Below are 15,341 nucleotides of genomic sequence, written 5' to 3'. Positions count from 1 at the left end.
TACAGTCGCGGCCGGTCCGCCCCGGGTACGGGGAGCAGAGCGCGGGGTGGACCGGACGGTGACGGGGGCGAGGCGGCACCCGGCGGAACCAGGGCCGGTGGACGGCCGCGAGCGCGAGGGGCACGACGATGAGCGTGGTCACGACCGGACGTGGGGACCAGGTGGACGGCAGGCGCGAGGGGCAGTGGACGCCGCGCGGCGCCCGTCCCGCCGGCCCTGCCGGCCCGCCGGCGGGTGAGCGCCTGCCGGCCCCGCCGCGCGAGCGTCGCCCTGCGCTCGCGGCGCTGGCCGTGCTGCTCGTGGTCGGTGGCGCCGCGACGGCAGGCCTGCTCGCCGTCCGCGCCGACGACCGGGTCCCCGTCCTGGTCGCCAGCCGCGACATCCCGGCGGGCCAGGAGATCACGAGGGCCGACCTGGCCACCGTGTCCGTGGCCCCGGGCGACGTGGACCTGCTGCCCGCCGACGTCGCCGGCCAGGTGGTCGGCCGGTTCAGCGCCGGCCGGATCCCGCAGGGCCGGCTGCTCGACGCGCAGATGCTCACCACCGACGGCCTGTACGCGCCGGGGCAGGCGGCGGTGGGCGTCAAGCTGCTGCCCGGCCGGGCACCCGCGCAGGGGCTGCAGCCCGGTGACGTGGTCCAGGTGGTGCGGGTCGTCGACGGGACCGGCGAGGAGGTCGTGCCGCGCGCGACCGTGGCGCACGTGGCGGAGCCCGGTTCCGAGGGAGGCGGTCTGTCGACGTCGGCCACCGGCGACCCGGTGGCGACGCTCGTGGTCAGCCCGGCCGACGCCACGGCCGTCGCAGCCGCCTCGGCTGCGGACCAGCTGGCCTTCGTCCTCGTGGAACGGGCCGGCTGATGGCCCTCGTCGCCGTGACGTCGTCCAAGGGGTCGCCGGGCACCACCGCCTTCGCCGTGACCCTCGCGGCGCTGTGGCCGCGCGCCGCGGTGATGGCGGACTGCGACCCGGCCGGCGGGGACGTCGCGCTGCGCTACCGCGACGCCCAGGGCAAGCCGCTGGAGGTCGAGCGCGGGCTGCTGTCCCTCGGTGCCGCCGTGCGCCGGGGGGACCACACCGACCTGTGGCCGCACCTGCAGACCGTCGGCGGCGGGCTGGACGTCCTCGCCGGCGTGCGCAGCCCCGACCAGCTCGTCGGGCTCGGCCCGGTCTGGCCCTACCTCGCGCGCACCCTCGCCGGTGACGGTGACCACGACGTCGTCGCCGACTGCGGCCGGGTGGTGCCGGGATCGCCGGTGCAGCCGGTGCTGCAGGCCGCCGACGCGGTCGTGTTCGTCGTCCGGCCCCGGGTCGAGCAGCTGGCCCACCTGCGCGAGCGGCTGCACTCGTTGAAGGAGCCGCTGGGGATCGGTCGCCCCGAGCGGATGACCACCGGCGTCGTGGTGGTGGCACCGGAGCGTCAGCGCTCCGCGGCGCAGGACGTCGAGAAGCTGCTGCGCTCGTCCGGTCTCGCCGTCCCGGTCCTCGGCCTGGTGGCCGAGGACGCCAAGGGCGTGCGAGCGGTCGAGGGGCAGCAGGGCCGGGCCGGCCGCAGCGCCTACGTCCGCTCCGTGCGCGGACTGGTGCCGGCGGTGCAGGAGCTCGTCGTGCGCAGCGCCCGGGTCGGGGCCTGAGGAGGTAGCGGTGGACCAGATCCTGATGCGGCGCCTGCGCGAGGAGGTCGCCGACCTGCTCGCCCGCCAGCGGCGCGAGGACGCGGTGAGCGGCCTGCCGCAGATGAGCGCCGAGGACGAGCGCCAGTTCGCCCGCGCCGTCATCGGCCGGGTGCTCGAGCAGCACGCCCGGCAGGAGATCGCGGCGGGCCGGACGCCGCCGTCCGCGGCCGAGGAGGAGGCGCTCGCCGACGGCATCCACGCCGCGCTCTTCGGCGTCGGCCGCCTGCAGCCGCTGCTCGACGACCCGATGGTCGAGAACATCGACATCAACGGGTGCGACCGGGTCTTCGTCGGGTACGCCGACGGCCGGGAGGCGAGCCTGCCGCCCGTCGCCGAGACCGACGAGGAGCTCGTCGAGCTCGTCCAGCTGCTCGGCGCCTACTCGGGCCTCGCGTCCCGCCCGTTCGACTCCGCGAACCCGCAGCTCGACCTGCGGCTGCCCGACGGCAGCCGGCTGTCCGCCGTGATGGGCGTGTGCGCCCGGCCGGCGCTGTCGATCCGCCGCGCCCGGGTCAAGCGCGTCAGCCTGGACACGTTGGTGGAGAACGGGTCCATGACCCCCGAGCTGGCCTCGTTCTGCTCCGCCGCCGTGGCGGCGCGCAAGAACATCATGATCGCGGGGGCGACGAACGCCGGCAAGACGACGCTGCTGCGGGCGTTGGCCAACGAGATCCCGCCGCACGAGCGGCTCATCACGGTCGAGCGGGCCCTCGAGCTCGGCCTCGGCGACCACGAGGACCTGCACCCCAACGTCGTCTCCTTCGAGGAGCGCCTCCCCAACGCCGAGGGCAACGGCGCCATCACCATGGCCGAGCTGGTCCGGCGCTCGCTGCGCATGAACCCCAGCCGCGTCATCGTCGGCGAGGTCCTCGGCGACGAGATCGTCACGATGCTCAACGCGATGAGCCAGGGCAACGACGGCTCGCTGTCGACGATCCACGCCAACAGCTCCCTCGAGGTCTTCAACCGCATCGCCACGTACGCGATCCAGTCCCAGGAGCGCCTGCCGCAGGACGCGACCGCGATGCTCATCGCCGGGGCCATCGATTTCGTGGTGTTCGTCGAGCGCCGCAACGACTACTCGCGCGGCGGCACCCTGCGCCGCATGGTCACGAGCGTCCGCGAGGTCAACGGCGTGGACGGCCGGGTGCTGTCCAGCGAGGTCTTCGCCGCGGGCCCGGACGGCCGGGCGGTGCCGGCCGCACCGATCTCGTGCATGGACGAGCTGATGGAGCACGGCTACCAGAGCGCCCCGACCGCCGGGTGGACGTCGTGACGTCCGGGATCACCCTGGGGCTGCTGGGGATCGTCGTCGCTGGCGCGGCCGTCGGAGGGGGTCTGGCGCTGCTCGTGCTCGCGCTCGTCCCGCGGCCGGTCCAGCAGGCGGCCCCTAGCGGTACCGGCCTGGCCGACGACCTGCGACGCCTCGGCGTCGCGGCCGGGCGGCGGGTGCCGGTCGCGATCGGCGCGGCGCTGCTCGTCCTCGTCGTGACGCGGTGGGTCGTGCTGGCCGTGGCGGTCGCCGTCATCGTGCTGGTCTGGGACCAGCTTTTTGGAGGCGCCAAGGAGGAGCAGCGGGCGATGGACCGGCTCGAGGGCCTGGCCACGTGGATCGAGTCGCTGCGCGACACGATCGCCGGTGCGGTCGGGCTGGAGCAGGCCATCCCCGCGACCGCGCACGCGGCGTCACCGGCCGTCCGCCCCGCGCTGATGACGCTCGCCAACCGCCTGGCGGTCCGTACGCCGCTCGTGTCCGCGCTCAAGCGGTTCGCCGACGAGCTGGCGGACCCCAGCGTCGACCTCACCGTCGCGGCGCTCATGCTCAACGCGCGGCTGCGCGGCCCGGGGCTGAAGGACGTGCTGTCCTCGCTCGCGGTGTCGACGCGCGAGGAGCTCGACATGCGCCGCCGCATCGCCGCGCAGCGGCGGAGCACCCGTCGCAGCGTGCAGATCATCATGCTGGTCACGGTCGGCTTCGTCCTCTTGCTGCGGGTGGTCAACCCCGGCTACCTGGCGCCTTACGGCAGCGTGCTCGGCCAGGTGGTGCTGCTCGTCATCATCGGCCTCTTCGCCGCCGGCTTCTGGTGGATGCGCCGCCTGTCGGCCTACGACCTGCCTGGCCGGTTCCTGCAGGGTGACGCGTCCCCGGCGCCGAGGGTGGCGCGGTGACCGGCATCCTGCTCGGAGGGGCGCTCGCGGGTCTCGGCCTCCTGCTCCTCACCCGAGCGCTCTGGAGCCCGCAGCCCCAGGGCCCGGCGGCGCTCGCACGTCTGGACCTGCAGCGGCGACGGGCCGGGCGCCGCCCGACGGTGCCTCAGCAGACGGCGGCCGGTGGGTCCGCCGGCATGCGGCGTGTCGGTGAGCGCCTGCGCGAGGTCCTCGAGGATCGCGCGATCACGCTCCCCTCGGTCCAGGCGGACCTCTCGGTCCTCGGCAAGTCGCTCGAGGCGCACCTCGCGCAGAGCGTCCTGACGGCGGTGATGTGCGCCCTGCTCCCGGTCTTCGCCCTGCTGATGTGGGCACTCGGCACCGGTGGCGTCGGCTCCGTCGCGCCGCTGTGGCTCTGCCTCCTCGGGGCAGTGGTCGGCGCGCTGCTGCCCACGCTGCAGATCCGGGGCGAGGCCAAGGAACGGCGTCGGGACTTCCGGCACGCCGTGGGTGCGTTCCTCGACCTCGTCTCGATGAACCTCGCCGGCGGGCGCGGCATCCCCGAGGCCCTGCAGGCGGCCACGGGCATCAGCGACCACTGGGCGATGCGGCGCATCCGCGACCACCTGGAGACCGCCCGGCTCCAGGGCGTCACCCCGTGGCAGGCGCTCGGCGACCTCGGCCGCGACACCGGCGTCGAGGAGCTCGTCGACCTGTCCGCCGCGCTCGCCCTCGTCGCCGAGGACGGCGCCAAGGTCCGCGAGTCCCTGGCCGCCCGGGCCGAGACCCTGCGCCGCAAGGAGCTCGCCGATCTGGAGGGGGCGGCGGAGGAGCGGTCACAGTCCATGCTCGTCGCCCAGCTCCTGCTGTGCGCCGGTTTCCTCGTCTTCCTGGCGTACCCTGCGGTCGCCGAGGTGGTGGGCCTGTGAGCCCGGTCAGCCCGAACCCCCGACCCGCCCGGGTCGGGGCCGTCACCCTGAGGGGGAGCAATGCCCTGGAACAACCCGCTGCACCCGGTCGGCTTCCTGCTGATGCACCTGCGCTCGCGTGTCGACACGCGGTCGGACCACGGTGCCTCGGCGGTCGAGTGGGTCATCATCACCGCGGTCCTCGTGGGGATCGCCGTGGGGCTCGGAGTCCTGTTGACCCAGCTCGTCGAGACCAAGGCCGAGGAGATCGACCTCGGCTGACGACAACTGAGGAGGCCCGTCCCGTCTCCGGTGTCAGCCTGCGGCGTCACTCACGGCGGGCCAGTGCTTCCTCAGCGTCCTCAGAACGAGATGCCGGCGCGAGCTCGGTCGAGCTCGTCCTCTACGCGCCGCTGATCATGTTCATCACGTTCCTCGCGGTGCAGTTCGGCATGGTCCACCTGGGCAACCAGGCGGCCACGGCGACCGCCCGGGAGGCCGCGCGGGTGGCCCGCACCGTCGGGCCCACCCCCGCCGGGCTGGCGCAGGCCGAGGCCCGCGGGCGTACCTACGCCGGACAGGTCGGCCGCGGCGTGCTGCTCGACGTGCAGGTGGACGTGGTGGCCGTCGGCCCGGACACCGTCCGGGCGACGGTGACCGCGGACTCCTTCACCCTGCTGCCGGCGTTCGGCGGGCGGATCACGCAGACCGTGCAGGGGCCGGTCGAGTCGTTCAGGCCGGACGCGTGAGCGGGGGGCTGCGCTCGGGGGGCGCACCACCACCCGGGGGACGGGACACCGGGTCCATGTCCGTCGAGGTGGTCCTGCTCGTCCCGGTGCTGATGGCGTTCGTCCTGCTCATCGTGGGCCTCGGCCGGTACGTGAACACCCAGGGCGAGGTCCAGGCGGCCAGCCGGGAGGCGGCCCGCGCCGCGTCCCTCGAGAGGACCGTCGGGTCCGCCACGGCCAGCGCGTCGGCCGCCGCGACGACGACGCTCCAGGGCCGGGTCTGCCCGGTCACCCTCAACACGGCCGACTTCCGGTCCGGCGGGTCGGTCACGGCCACGGTGAGCTGCCGCGTGCCGCTCAACGACCTCGGGCTCATCGGGCTGAGCGGGACGGTCAACGTCCAGTCGACCAGCCAGGCGCCCATCGACACCTACCGGAGGACTGGATGACCGGCCGCGACGCACAGCCGCTGGCCCGGAGCGGACGACCACGGCGGCTGCTGCGCGCCGTCCTCGGTCGTGTCCGCGGTGCCGACCGTGAGGCCGGGGCCGTCGCCGCCTTCGTGGTGGCCATCGCCGTCGCGCTCTTCGCGATCGGCGGGCTCGTCATCGACGGCGGCCGCGCCATCAACGCCCGCCAGCGGGTCGCGGACGACGCCGAGCAGGCCGCCCGCGTCGGTGCCGACAAGGTCGACGTCGCGGCGCTGCGCACCCGCGGGGACGTCGTCATCGACCCCGGCGCCGCCACGTCCGCCGCCTACGGGTACCTCGCCGGAGCCCCCGGCGGCGGCTACAGCGGAGCCGACGCCCGGGTCGTCGCCACCCCTACCGAGGTCACCGTCCGCACCAGCACCACCGTTCAGTCGACGATCCTCGGCATCGTCGGGTTCGGCCAGTTCACCGTCACCGGCGAGGCCACCGCACGACCCGCGGCAGGTATCGATGCCGAGTTCTGAGCAGATCTGCGAGCCGAGCAGCGAGCCGAACCGCAGAGACCAGTGAGGACCACCGGAGGACCCATGCCCACCGACGCGCGCACCAGCCGCGGGCCCGACCAGGCCCGGGGCGCCGCCCGCTTCCAGCAGCAGCCGGCCCTCGTCCGCCGCAAGCGCTCACCGCTGGAGGTGCTCGGCGCCGCCCTGGCCCTGCTCCTGCTCGTCGTGGGCGTCCCCGCGGCCCTGCTGTACCTGCACGGGCTGCCCCCGGTCCCCACCTCCCTGCCCGACCGGGACACCTTCACCCAGGAGGTCGGCGCCGAGCAGCTGCTCACCCTGCTCGTCGCCGTCGTCTGGCTCGCCTGGCTGCAGTTCATGTGGTGTCTGGTGACCGAGGTGGTCGCCGCCACGCGCGGCGGACTGCTCGCCCGTCCCGTGCCCCTCGCCGGGCCGAGCCAGCGCCTCGCGCGCGCCCTCGTCGGCGCCCTCCTGCTGACCGGCACCGTCGCCGGGCAGGCGTCCGCCGCCGTCACCGCCCACCAGGGCGTCGCCGAGCGTGGCGACGTCGCCGCCGTCCAGACCGTCGACGCGCCCGTCGCCGACGTCACCACCGGCCCGCAGGCCGGTGGCGGCACCGCCGTGGCCGCTCCCGCCACCCCGACCGCCGAGGCTCCTGACGCGCAGGCGCAGGCCGCGCCCGCGCTGCCCCCGGAGCTCGCCGCCCTCGACGGCCGCAAGGTCTACACCGTGATGCCGCCCGAGGGCCGCTACCACGACAACCTCTGGGACATCGCCGAACGGCACCTCGGGGACGGGCGCCGCTACGCCGAGATCTTCGAGCTCAACCACGGCCGCACCCAGCCCGACGGCCGCACGCTCGACCTCGCCCGGCTCATCCAGCCCGGCTGGCAGCTCGTCATGCCCGAGGACGCCGTCGGCGTCGAGCGTTTCCACGCACCCGCCCCCGCGAGCCCCGTGGCCGACACGGGAGCGCCCGCTGCCGGTGACGCCTCCGACGGCACCGGCGACACCGCCGGCCCGGACGGCGCGTCGCAGGGTGCGGGAGGCGCCGGCGCGGGTGGTGCCGGGGGCTCCGGCTCGCACGACGGCTCGGCCCCGAAGACCTGGACCGACGGGGGCGTCACCGGGTACGGGCGCGCCGGCGACCTCGGCCTCGGCGGGCTCGCGGCGGCCGGCGTCCTCGCCGCGCTCGTCCGCCAGCGCCGCCGCGGCCTCGGCACCGAGCCGGACGACGCGGCGCGAGAGGCGGAGGTCGCCCTGCGCGCCGCGGCCGACGTCCGTCGCGCACGCTTCCTCGACCAGGCGCTGCGGTCCCTGGCGGCCCTGTGCCGCGAGGCCGGCCGGCCGCTCCCCGCCGTGTACGCGGCGGTCCTCGACGACGAGGCCGTCGAGCTGCGGCTCGCCCCCGCCGACGAGGCCGTCGTACCGCCGTGGTCGGCGCAGGACGACGGACGCACGTGGCGGCTCACCCCCGCCGACCTGGTCCCGGCGCCGGACGACCAGCGGGCGCCCTACCCGGCGCTCGTCGGGCTCGGACGGGACGCCCGGGGACGCGACGTCCTGCTCGACCTCGAGGCCGCCGAGGGTCCCGTCGCCGTCACCGGTGACCCCGGGGCCGCGCTCGAGGTCGTCAGCGCGCTGGCGCTCGGGTTGGCCACCAACCCCTGGTCGGACGACGTGCGGGTCAGCGTCATGGACCTTCCCGACGCGCTCGGACAGGCCGCGTCCGGGGTCGTCGACGTCGTCGAGGACGCCGGCGTGCTGCTGCGCCGCGCCGCCCGTCCCCACCGAGGTGGCGACGTCCTCACCGGCAGGGTGGGAGGCCGCGGCAGCACGGTCGGGGAGTACCTCGTCCTCGGCCGACCGCCCGCCGCGGAGCTCGTCGACCAGCTCGTCGTCCCGGCCGGGCAGGGGCGCAGCCCCCTGGCGCTGGTGTCCGCGGGGCCCGTCCGCGGCGCCCGCTGGGAGCTGCGGGTGGACTCGGCGGGGCACCTCGACGTGCCGCTGCTGGACCTGGCGGTCGAGGGCACCCGGCTGCGGGCCGACGACGCGAGCGCGCTCGCCGGCCTGTTCGACGCCGCCCGGTCCGTGCCCGCCGACGCGGCCGGCGCCGGGTCCGGCTGGTGCCCGCCGCTGCCGCCCGCCCCGGCCGGCGGTGTCGACGAGTCCGCGTGGGCCACCGCTCCGGTGCGGCTGCACCTGCTCGGACCCGTCCGCCTCGACGCGCCCGGCCCCGTGGACGACAGCCGACGTGACCTCGTCACCGAGGTCGTCGTCCACCTGGCCACCCACCGCGACGGTGTGCACCCGACCGTTCTCGCCGGTGACGTGTGGCCGCGCGGCGTCACCAACCAGGTCCGCGACGCCGCCGTCGCCCGGGCCCGGGACCTGCTCGGCAGCGAGGAGTCGGGGAGCTACCGCCTCGGCGAGCGCGAGGACGGTCGCCTGTGCCTGACCGAGCAGGTCGTCGCCGACGTGGACCTGCTCGCCGCCCTGCTCCGCCGGGCCCAGGCCAGCAGCGGTGACACCGAGACCGAGGCGCTGCGCCAGGCGCTGCGGCTCGTGCGCGGTGAGCCGTTCGACGACGTGCCGCCCGGTCGGTACGCGTGGCTCGCCCGGACCGGGCTGGAGCGGCAGGCCGCCGTGCTCGTGGTGGCCGCCGCGACGCGCCTGGCCGAGCTGGACGCCGCAGCCGGGCGTCACGACGCCGCGGCAGACGCCCTGCGTGCCGGGCTGCGGGCGGCGCCCACCGACCAGCGCCTGTGGCGGGCGCTGCTCGGCGCCACCGCCGCGGGCGGCGCGAGCCGCGACGTCCCGCAGGTCGTCGACGCGATGATCAGCGAGCTGCGCCGGGCGGACGTCCCACCGGACGCCGAGACCGAGGAGCTCGTCGCCGAGCTGCTCCCGGAGGGGACGCCCGTCGGCCCCGCGCGCGCCGACACCGCCTGAGCCGAGCGCGCGGCCACGGTACGGTGCCGGACGTGACCCCAGCGCCCGACGTGACCCCAGCCGACGCGTCCCAGCCGACCGCGACCGACCCCGTCGCCGCCGCCCCCAAGGTGCTCCTGCACGACCACCTCGACGGCGGTCTGCGGCCGCAGACCGTGCTGGAGCTCGCCGCCGAGGTCGGGCACGAGCTGCCCGCCGGTGACGCCGACTCGCTGGGCACCTGGTTCCGCGACGCCGCCGACTCCGGCTCCCTCGAGCGCTACCTGGAGACGTTCGCGCACACGGTGGCGGTCATGCAGACCGAGGAGTCGCTGGTCCGGGTCGCCCGCGAGTGCGCGGTCGACCTCGCCGAGGACGGCGTCGTCTACGCGGAGGTCCGCTACGCCCCCGAGCAGCACCTCGACGGCGGTCTCAGCCTGGAGCAGGTCGTCGCCGCCGTCGAGGCGGGCTTCCGCGCCGGTGAGCAGGAGGCCGCCCGCCGCGGCCGCTCGGTCCGCATCGGCACGCTCCTCACCGCGATGCGGCACGCCGCCCGCAGCCGGGAGATCGCCGAGCTCGCGGTGGCGTTCCGGGACAAGGGCGTCGTCGGCTTCGACATCGCCGGCGCCGAGGCCGGGTACCCGCCGTCCCGCCACCTCGACGCGTTCGAGTACCTGCACCGGGAGAACTTCCCCTTCACCATCCACGCCGGGGAGGCCTTCGGCCTGCCGAGCATCTGGGACGCCGTCCAGGTGTGCGGCGCCGACCGCCTCGGCCACGGCGTGCGGATCGTCGACGACATCACGGTCGGGCCGGGGGCGCACCGGCCGGGTGGGGACGGCCCGGTCCTCGACCGCTCCCGGGTGCACCTGGGCCGCCTCGCCGGCTGGGTGCGCGACAAGCGGATCCCGCTGGAGATGTGCCCGTCGTCCAACGTCCAGACCGGCGCCGCGCCGGACGTGGCCGAGCACCCCGTCACCCTGCTCAAGGACCTCCGCTTCAGGGTGACCGTCAACACCGACAACCGGCTGATGTCCGGCACGTCGATGACCCGGGAGATGCGGCTGCTCGTCGAGGAGGCCGGGTGGACCCTCGCCGACCTGCGCTGGGTCACCGTGAACGCGCTGAAGAGCGCCTTCATCCCCTTCGACGAGCGGCTCGCGCTCATCGAGGACGTCGTCAAGCCCGGGTACGCCGCCCTGGGCGCCTGACCGTCAGACCGTCAGACCGTCAGACCGCGACGTCAGACGGGCACGGCGGTGCGGATCACCCGCTCGGCCTCCGCGACCCCCAGCGGGCGGCACCCCAGGTCCGTCCACCGCCGCACCAGCGCCGGCTCCTCGCGCATGAGTGCCAGCCCACGGCGCACCAGGGTCACCGGCGGCTTGCGCGCCTCCCCGAGGTCGCGCAGCAGCCGCCGCCAGAACGTCACCCGCGGCGACAGCCGCAGGCAGATCGCGTCGGCGAGCACGCCGGCCCGCCGGCAGGCGTCGACCAGGTGCGCCGCGAAGATGCCCTCGGCCACGACCAGAGGGCACCCCGTGAGGTCGAGGTGCGACGTCCCGGTGCGCCGCGACGTCGGGATGTCGTACACCGGGACGTCGGTGCGCCCGTGGGCGGCCAGCTCCAGCAGGGCGTGCAACGCGGCCTCGGCGTCCCAGGAGGCCGGGTCGTCCCAGTCGACGATGCCGAACCGGCGGGGGAGCGCGGGGTCGTCGCCCGAGCGGTAGAAGTCGTCCAGCTGCAGCACCGGCAGGCCGAGACGGCGGGTCAGGGACGTCTTGCCCGACCCGGACGGCCCGCACAGGAGCACCACCCGGGTCACCGGCCGGGCGACGTGGTGGGGCGGCTCGTCGAAGAGTCCCGGCTGGTCGACGGTCACGGGCGGCCATTCTGCCAGTCGGGGGCGTGCCCGCCGGACCCACTTGATCCGCCCGGGTGACCTGCCGACAAGGGGTACGTGCCCCTGTCCGCGTACCGGATCTACGTCGTCCTCGCCGTCGCGACGACGCTGGCGTACGCGACCGTGGTCCCCCCGGGGGTGCCCGACGCCGCCGTGTACTGCCTGGGGGCGCTGTCGCCGGTGGTGACGATCGAGCTGGGCCTGCGGCGCGGGGGCCTGGCCCGCCGGTCCTGGCGGGCGGTGCAGCTCGGCACCGCGTGCATGGGCATCGGCAACATCGCGTACAGCGTGCGGCTGATCGCGGTGCCGGGCGCCGAGGAGGACATCGTCTCCACCCTCTTCTTCCCGGCGGGCTTCCTGCTGAACCTGGTCGGCCTCGTCACCCTGCTGCGCGCCCGGCGGCGCAGCGACCCCGGCGGCGTGGTCGACTCCATGATCCTGTCGGTGGTGGCCGGTGGGGTGCTGTGGCAGTACGTGCTGCAGCCGGAGCTGGGGACGTCCGGTGACGTCGCCTACCAGCTGTCGACGCTGGTCCGGTTGCTCGTCCTCGTGGCGATGCTGGGCGCGATGCTGCGGCTGTACCGGGGGGCGGGGTTCCGCAACGGCGCCCTCGGCCTGGTCTTCGGCTGCCTGACGGTCGCCTTCCTCGGCTACGTGGGCCCGGCCGCCCTGGACGTGCCGGACGACGTCGCGGGGCCGTGGGTCGTGACCTCCTTCCTGGCCTCGTACTTCCTGCTGGGCGCCGCGGCGTTGCACCCGGCTGCCGGGCAGCTGCACCGACCCGGCGACCAGCAGCCCGAGGGGCTGTCCGTCCTGCGCCTCGTGCTGCTCGGCGCCGCCCTGCTCGTCACGCCGGTGCTCGGCGCCGTCGGGGACGGTGGCGACGGCCACGCGGACGCCGTCCGGGTCGCGGTCGTCAGCGCGCTCGTCGTCCCGCTCGTGCTGGCACGGTTCGCGGTGCTCATGCGGGAGCGCGCCCGTGCGGAAGCGGCGTTGGCGCACCAGGCGAGCCACGACCAGCTGACCGGTCTGGTCAACCGCGGCCGCTTCCTGGAGCGGCTGCAGCAGGCCCTGGACCGTCTGGGGACCGGGCAGACGCGGGAGGTGGTCGTCCTGTTCGTCGACCTGGACGGTTTCAAGCGCGTCAACGACGAGCTGGGTCACGAGGCCGGTGACGCGCTCCTGGTCGCCGCAGCCGACCGCATCCGCGCGAGCGTCCGACCGGGGGACGTGGTGGCCCGTTTCGGCGGGGACGAGTTCCTCGTGCTCTGGGAGGACGGCCCCACCGGGTCGTGCCAGGGCACACCCGACGTGGTGGAGCGGATCCACGGTGCCCTGGGGGTGCCGGTGGTCCTCGGGGAGCACCGGGTGCCCATCCGCGCCAGCGTGGGGGCGACCGCGGTGACGGCGGCCACCTGGCGCAGCGCCGACGAGGTGATCCGCGACGCCGACGCACGCATGTACGTCGCCAAGCGGGCGCACCGGGCGGCCGCCGCGGGGCAGGACCCCCTGGACGGGGGACCCGGCCGGGCGCTGGGGGCTCCCGCCGTCGAGAGCGTCCCCTGACCCGACGTCGGGTCCGGTGCGGGCGGGGCGATGCCGGCGGGCGGGGCGGTGCCGGCGGGTGGGGCGATGCCGGCGGGCGGGGCGATACCGGCGGGTGACCGCCGGTGCGCCGCCGTCAGGTGCCCTTGGGGTGCCAGACCGTCTTGGTCTCGGTGAAGTGCAGGATGCGCTGCGGTCCGGCCGGGGGACGCGACCAGCTCGGCTCGTCGCCCTCAGCGGGGCGCAGCACGCGCTTGAGGTTCTCCGCGGCGGCGGCCTCCAGGTCGGCCCACTCGACGTCCGCCGCCGCGGCGGCGCCCGTCAGGTCGATCGCGTTGACGTCGCCGTGCGACGCCAGCCAGGGCGCGACCTCCGCCGTCCGCCCGGTCAGGACGTTGACGACGCCACCGGGCACGTCCGACGTCGCCAGCACCTCGGACAGCGTGATCGCCGGCAGCGGGCGGTCCTCGCTGGCCAGCACCACGGCCGTGTTGCCGGTGACGAGCACGGGCGCCACGACGCTGACGAGGCCGAGCAGCGACGACCGCTGCGGGGCCAGCACGGCGACGACACCGGTCGGCTCCGGCGCGCTGAGGTTGAAGTACGGGCCGGCGACGGGGTTGGCGTTGCCGGCGACCTGGGCGACCTTGTCGGTCCAGCCCGCGTACCAGACCCAGCGGTCCACGGCGGCGGACACCACGGCCTCGGCCCGTGCGCGCGTCAGGCCCTCGCCCCGGACGACCTCGTCGACGAACTGCGCGCGCCGGCCCTCCATCAGCTCGGCGACCCGGTAGAGCACCTGGCCGCGGTTGTACGCGGTCGCGCCGGCCCACCCGCCGAACGCCTTGCGGGCGGCGACGACTGCGTCCCGGGCGTCCTTGCGGCTGGCCAGCGCGGCGTTCGCGACGAACCGCCCGCGCGAGTCCGTCACCTCGTACGACCGGCCGGACTCGCTGCGCGGGAAGGCCCCGCCGACGTACAGCTTGTACGTCTTGCGGACGTCGAGGCGCTGCGGCGCGGCGTCGCCGCGGGCCGCCGTCCGGGTGCTCCGCTGGGCGGGCGGGGTCATGCCGTCTCCTCCGTGCGCACGTACGCCTCCAGCCCGTGCCGGCCGCCCTCGCGGCCGTACCCGGACTCCTTGTAGCCACCGAACGGGCTGGTGGGGTCGAACCGGTTGAACGTGTTGGCCCAGACCACGCCGGCGCGCAGCCGGTCGGCGGCCCACAGGATCCGTGACCCCTTCTCCGTCCACACCCCCGCGGACAGCCCGTACGGCGTGTTGTTCGCCTTGGCGATCGCCTCGTCGGGCGTCCGGAACGTCAGGACCGACAGCACGGGCCCGAAGATCTCCTCGCGGGCGATCCGGTGGCTGTTCGACACCCCGGTGAACACGGTCGGGGCGAACCAGTAGCCGGACGTCGGCAGCTCGCACTCAGGGGACCAGCGCGTCGCACCCTCGGCCTCACCGGCGTCCGCGAGCTCGGTGATCCGGGCCAGCTGCGCAGCCGAGTTGATGGCGCCGACGTCGGTGTTCTTGTCCAGCGGGTCGCCGACACGCAGGGTGGCCAGGCGCCGCTTGAGCCGGTCGACGACGTCGTCGGCGACGGACTCCTGGACGAGCAGCCGGGACCCGGCGCAGCAGACATGGCCCTGGTTGAAGAAGATCCCGTTGACGATGCCCTCGACCGCCTGGTCGACGGGCGCGTCGTCGAAGACGATGTTCGCGGCCTTGCCGCCGAGCTCGAGGGTGACCTTCTTGCGGCTGCCGGCCACCGACCGGGCGATGGCCTTGCCGACGGCGGTGGAACCGGTGAAGGCGACCTTGTCGACGTCCGGGTGCTCGACGAGCGCCTGCCCCGTCGCACCGGCTCCGGTCACGATGTTGACGACACCCGGCGGCAGGTCGGCCTGCTGGCAGATCTCGGCGAACAGCAGGGCGGTCAGCGGCGTGGTCTCGGCCGGCTTGAGGACGACGGTGTTGCCGGTGGCCAGGGCCGGTGCGATCTTCCACGCGAGCATGAGCAGCGGGAAGTTCCACGGGATGACCTGCCCGGCGACGCCCAGCGCGCGCGGGGCCGGGCCGAGGCCGGCGTGCTCGAGCTTGTCCGCCCAGCCGGCGTAGTAGAAGAAGTGCGCCGCCGCGGTGGGGACGTCGACGTCGCGGCTCTCCTTGATCGGCTTGCCGTTGTCGAGCGTCTCCAGCACCGCGAGCTCGCGAGCCCGCTCCTGCATCATGCGCGCGATCCGGAACAGGTACTTGCCCCGCTCGGCACCCGGCATCCGCGACCAGACCCGGTCGTACGCGCGCCGCGCGGCACGGACGGCGCGGTCGACGTCCGCCGCGTCCGCCTCGGCGACCTCGGCGAGCACCTCCTCGGTGGCCGGGGAGGTCGACTTGAACGGGGTGCCGCTGCCGGCGACGAACTCGCCGTCGACGAACAGCCCGTAGCTGCTGCGCAGGGTGACGACCGACCGGGACTCCGGGGCCGGTGCGTACTCGAAGAGGCTCATCGCTCTACCACCAGGGGTTCTGCTCGTGCGGTCGACGGGTCGG

The 15,341-nt window shown here is 75.4% G+C and carries 15 protein-coding genes; 12 read left to right on the top strand and 3 right to left on the bottom strand.

The genetic code is table 11. From position 1 onward, the window contains the following. The first annotated feature begins 128 nt into the window (after positions 1-128). The 11 genes from ACYVQV_RS10045 to ACYVQV_RS09995 all read left to right on the top strand — a co-directional run bounded on the left by ACYVQV_RS10045 (position 129) and on the right by ACYVQV_RS09995 (position 10,550). On the top strand, positions 129-857 hold the full coding sequence (locus ACYVQV_RS10045; protein ID WP_461023139.1) for an SAF domain-containing protein: 729 nt from the start codon (positions 129-131) through the stop codon (positions 855-857). After that, on the top strand, positions 857-1,630 hold the full coding sequence (locus ACYVQV_RS10040) for a hypothetical protein (RefSeq protein ID WP_461023138.1): 774 nt from the start codon (positions 857-859) through the stop codon (positions 1,628-1,630). The genes ACYVQV_RS10045 and ACYVQV_RS10040 overlap by 1 nt, the downstream gene beginning before the upstream one ends. Before the next feature lie 25 nt (positions 1,631-1,655). After that, on the top strand, positions 1,656-2,948 hold the full coding sequence (locus tag ACYVQV_RS10035) for a CpaF family protein (protein ID WP_461023187.1): 1,293 nt from the start codon (positions 1,656-1,658) through the stop codon (positions 2,946-2,948). Continuing rightward, complete coding sequence (locus tag ACYVQV_RS10030; protein WP_461023137.1) at positions 2,945-3,841, top strand: type II secretion system F family protein; 897 nt, start codon at positions 2,945-2,947, stop codon at positions 3,839-3,841. Before ACYVQV_RS10035 ends, ACYVQV_RS10030 begins: the two co-directional genes overlap by 4 nt. Then, positions 3,838-4,749, top strand: a complete 912-nt coding sequence (locus ACYVQV_RS10025) for a type II secretion system F family protein (RefSeq protein ID WP_461023136.1) — start codon at positions 3,838-3,840, stop codon at positions 4,747-4,749. The genes ACYVQV_RS10030 and ACYVQV_RS10025 overlap by 4 nt, the downstream gene beginning before the upstream one ends. Positions 4,750-4,809: 60 nt before the next feature. Further along, on the top strand, positions 4,810-5,010 hold the full coding sequence (locus ACYVQV_RS10020; RefSeq protein ID WP_461023135.1) for a hypothetical protein: 201 nt from the start codon (positions 4,810-4,812) through the stop codon (positions 5,008-5,010). A gap of 38 nt (positions 5,011-5,048) precedes the next feature. After that, the gene (locus ACYVQV_RS10015; RefSeq protein ID WP_461023186.1) at positions 5,049-5,477 is read left to right on the top strand and encodes a TadE/TadG family type IV pilus assembly protein; all 429 of its coding nucleotides are present in this window, start codon (positions 5,049-5,051) and stop codon (positions 5,475-5,477) included. Positions 5,478-5,533: 56 nt separating this feature from the next. Further along, the gene (locus ACYVQV_RS10010; protein WP_461023134.1) at positions 5,534-5,905 is read left to right on the top strand and encodes a TadE/TadG family type IV pilus assembly protein; all 372 of its coding nucleotides are present in this window, start codon (positions 5,534-5,536) and stop codon (positions 5,903-5,905) included. After that, on the top strand, positions 5,902-6,411 hold the full coding sequence (locus ACYVQV_RS10005; RefSeq protein ID WP_461023133.1) for a pilus assembly protein TadG-related protein: 510 nt from the start codon (positions 5,902-5,904) through the stop codon (positions 6,409-6,411). The genes ACYVQV_RS10010 and ACYVQV_RS10005 overlap by 4 nt, the downstream gene beginning before the upstream one ends. Before the next feature lie 63 nt (positions 6,412-6,474). Continuing rightward, positions 6,475-9,360 (top strand): BTAD domain-containing putative transcriptional regulator, encoded by a 2,886-nt coding sequence (locus tag ACYVQV_RS10000; protein ID WP_461023132.1) that lies wholly within the window; start codon positions 6,475-6,477, stop codon positions 9,358-9,360. A 50-nt stretch (positions 9,361-9,410) separates the two neighbouring features. Beyond that, a complete protein-coding gene (locus ACYVQV_RS09995) occupies positions 9,411-10,550 on the top strand; it encodes an adenosine deaminase (protein WP_461023185.1) in 1,140 nt (379 codons plus the stop codon). 32 nt (positions 10,551-10,582) lie between these two features. Here the strand turns inward: ACYVQV_RS09995 and ACYVQV_RS09990 are convergent, their stop codons facing one another. After that, complete coding sequence (locus ACYVQV_RS09990; RefSeq protein WP_461023131.1) at positions 10,583-11,221, bottom strand: ATP-binding protein; 639 nt, start codon at positions 11,219-11,221, stop codon at positions 10,583-10,585. Positions 11,222-11,299: 78 nt separating this feature from the next. Here ACYVQV_RS09990 and ACYVQV_RS09985 point away from each other — a divergent pair, with 78 nt between their 5' ends. After that, on the top strand, positions 11,300-12,808 hold the full coding sequence (locus ACYVQV_RS09985; RefSeq protein ID WP_461023130.1) for a diguanylate cyclase domain-containing protein: 1,509 nt from the start codon (positions 11,300-11,302) through the stop codon (positions 12,806-12,808). 115 nt (positions 12,809-12,923) lie between these two features. Here the strand turns inward: ACYVQV_RS09985 and ACYVQV_RS09980 are convergent, their stop codons facing one another. Both ACYVQV_RS09980 and ACYVQV_RS09975 read right to left on the bottom strand, forming a co-directional pair. After that, a complete protein-coding gene (locus ACYVQV_RS09980) occupies positions 12,924-13,856 on the bottom strand; it encodes an aldehyde dehydrogenase family protein (protein ID WP_461023129.1) in 933 nt (310 codons plus the stop codon). Continuing rightward, positions 13,853-15,298, bottom strand: a complete 1,446-nt coding sequence (locus tag ACYVQV_RS09975) for an aldehyde dehydrogenase family protein (protein WP_461023128.1) — start codon at positions 15,296-15,298, stop codon at positions 13,853-13,855. The genes ACYVQV_RS09980 and ACYVQV_RS09975 overlap by 4 nt, the downstream gene beginning before the upstream one ends. Positions 15,299-15,341: the final 43 nt, after the last annotated feature.

The organism is Thalassiella azotivora, from assembly GCF_054781695.1.
This window is presented reverse-complemented; position numbering and strand designations above follow the sequence as displayed.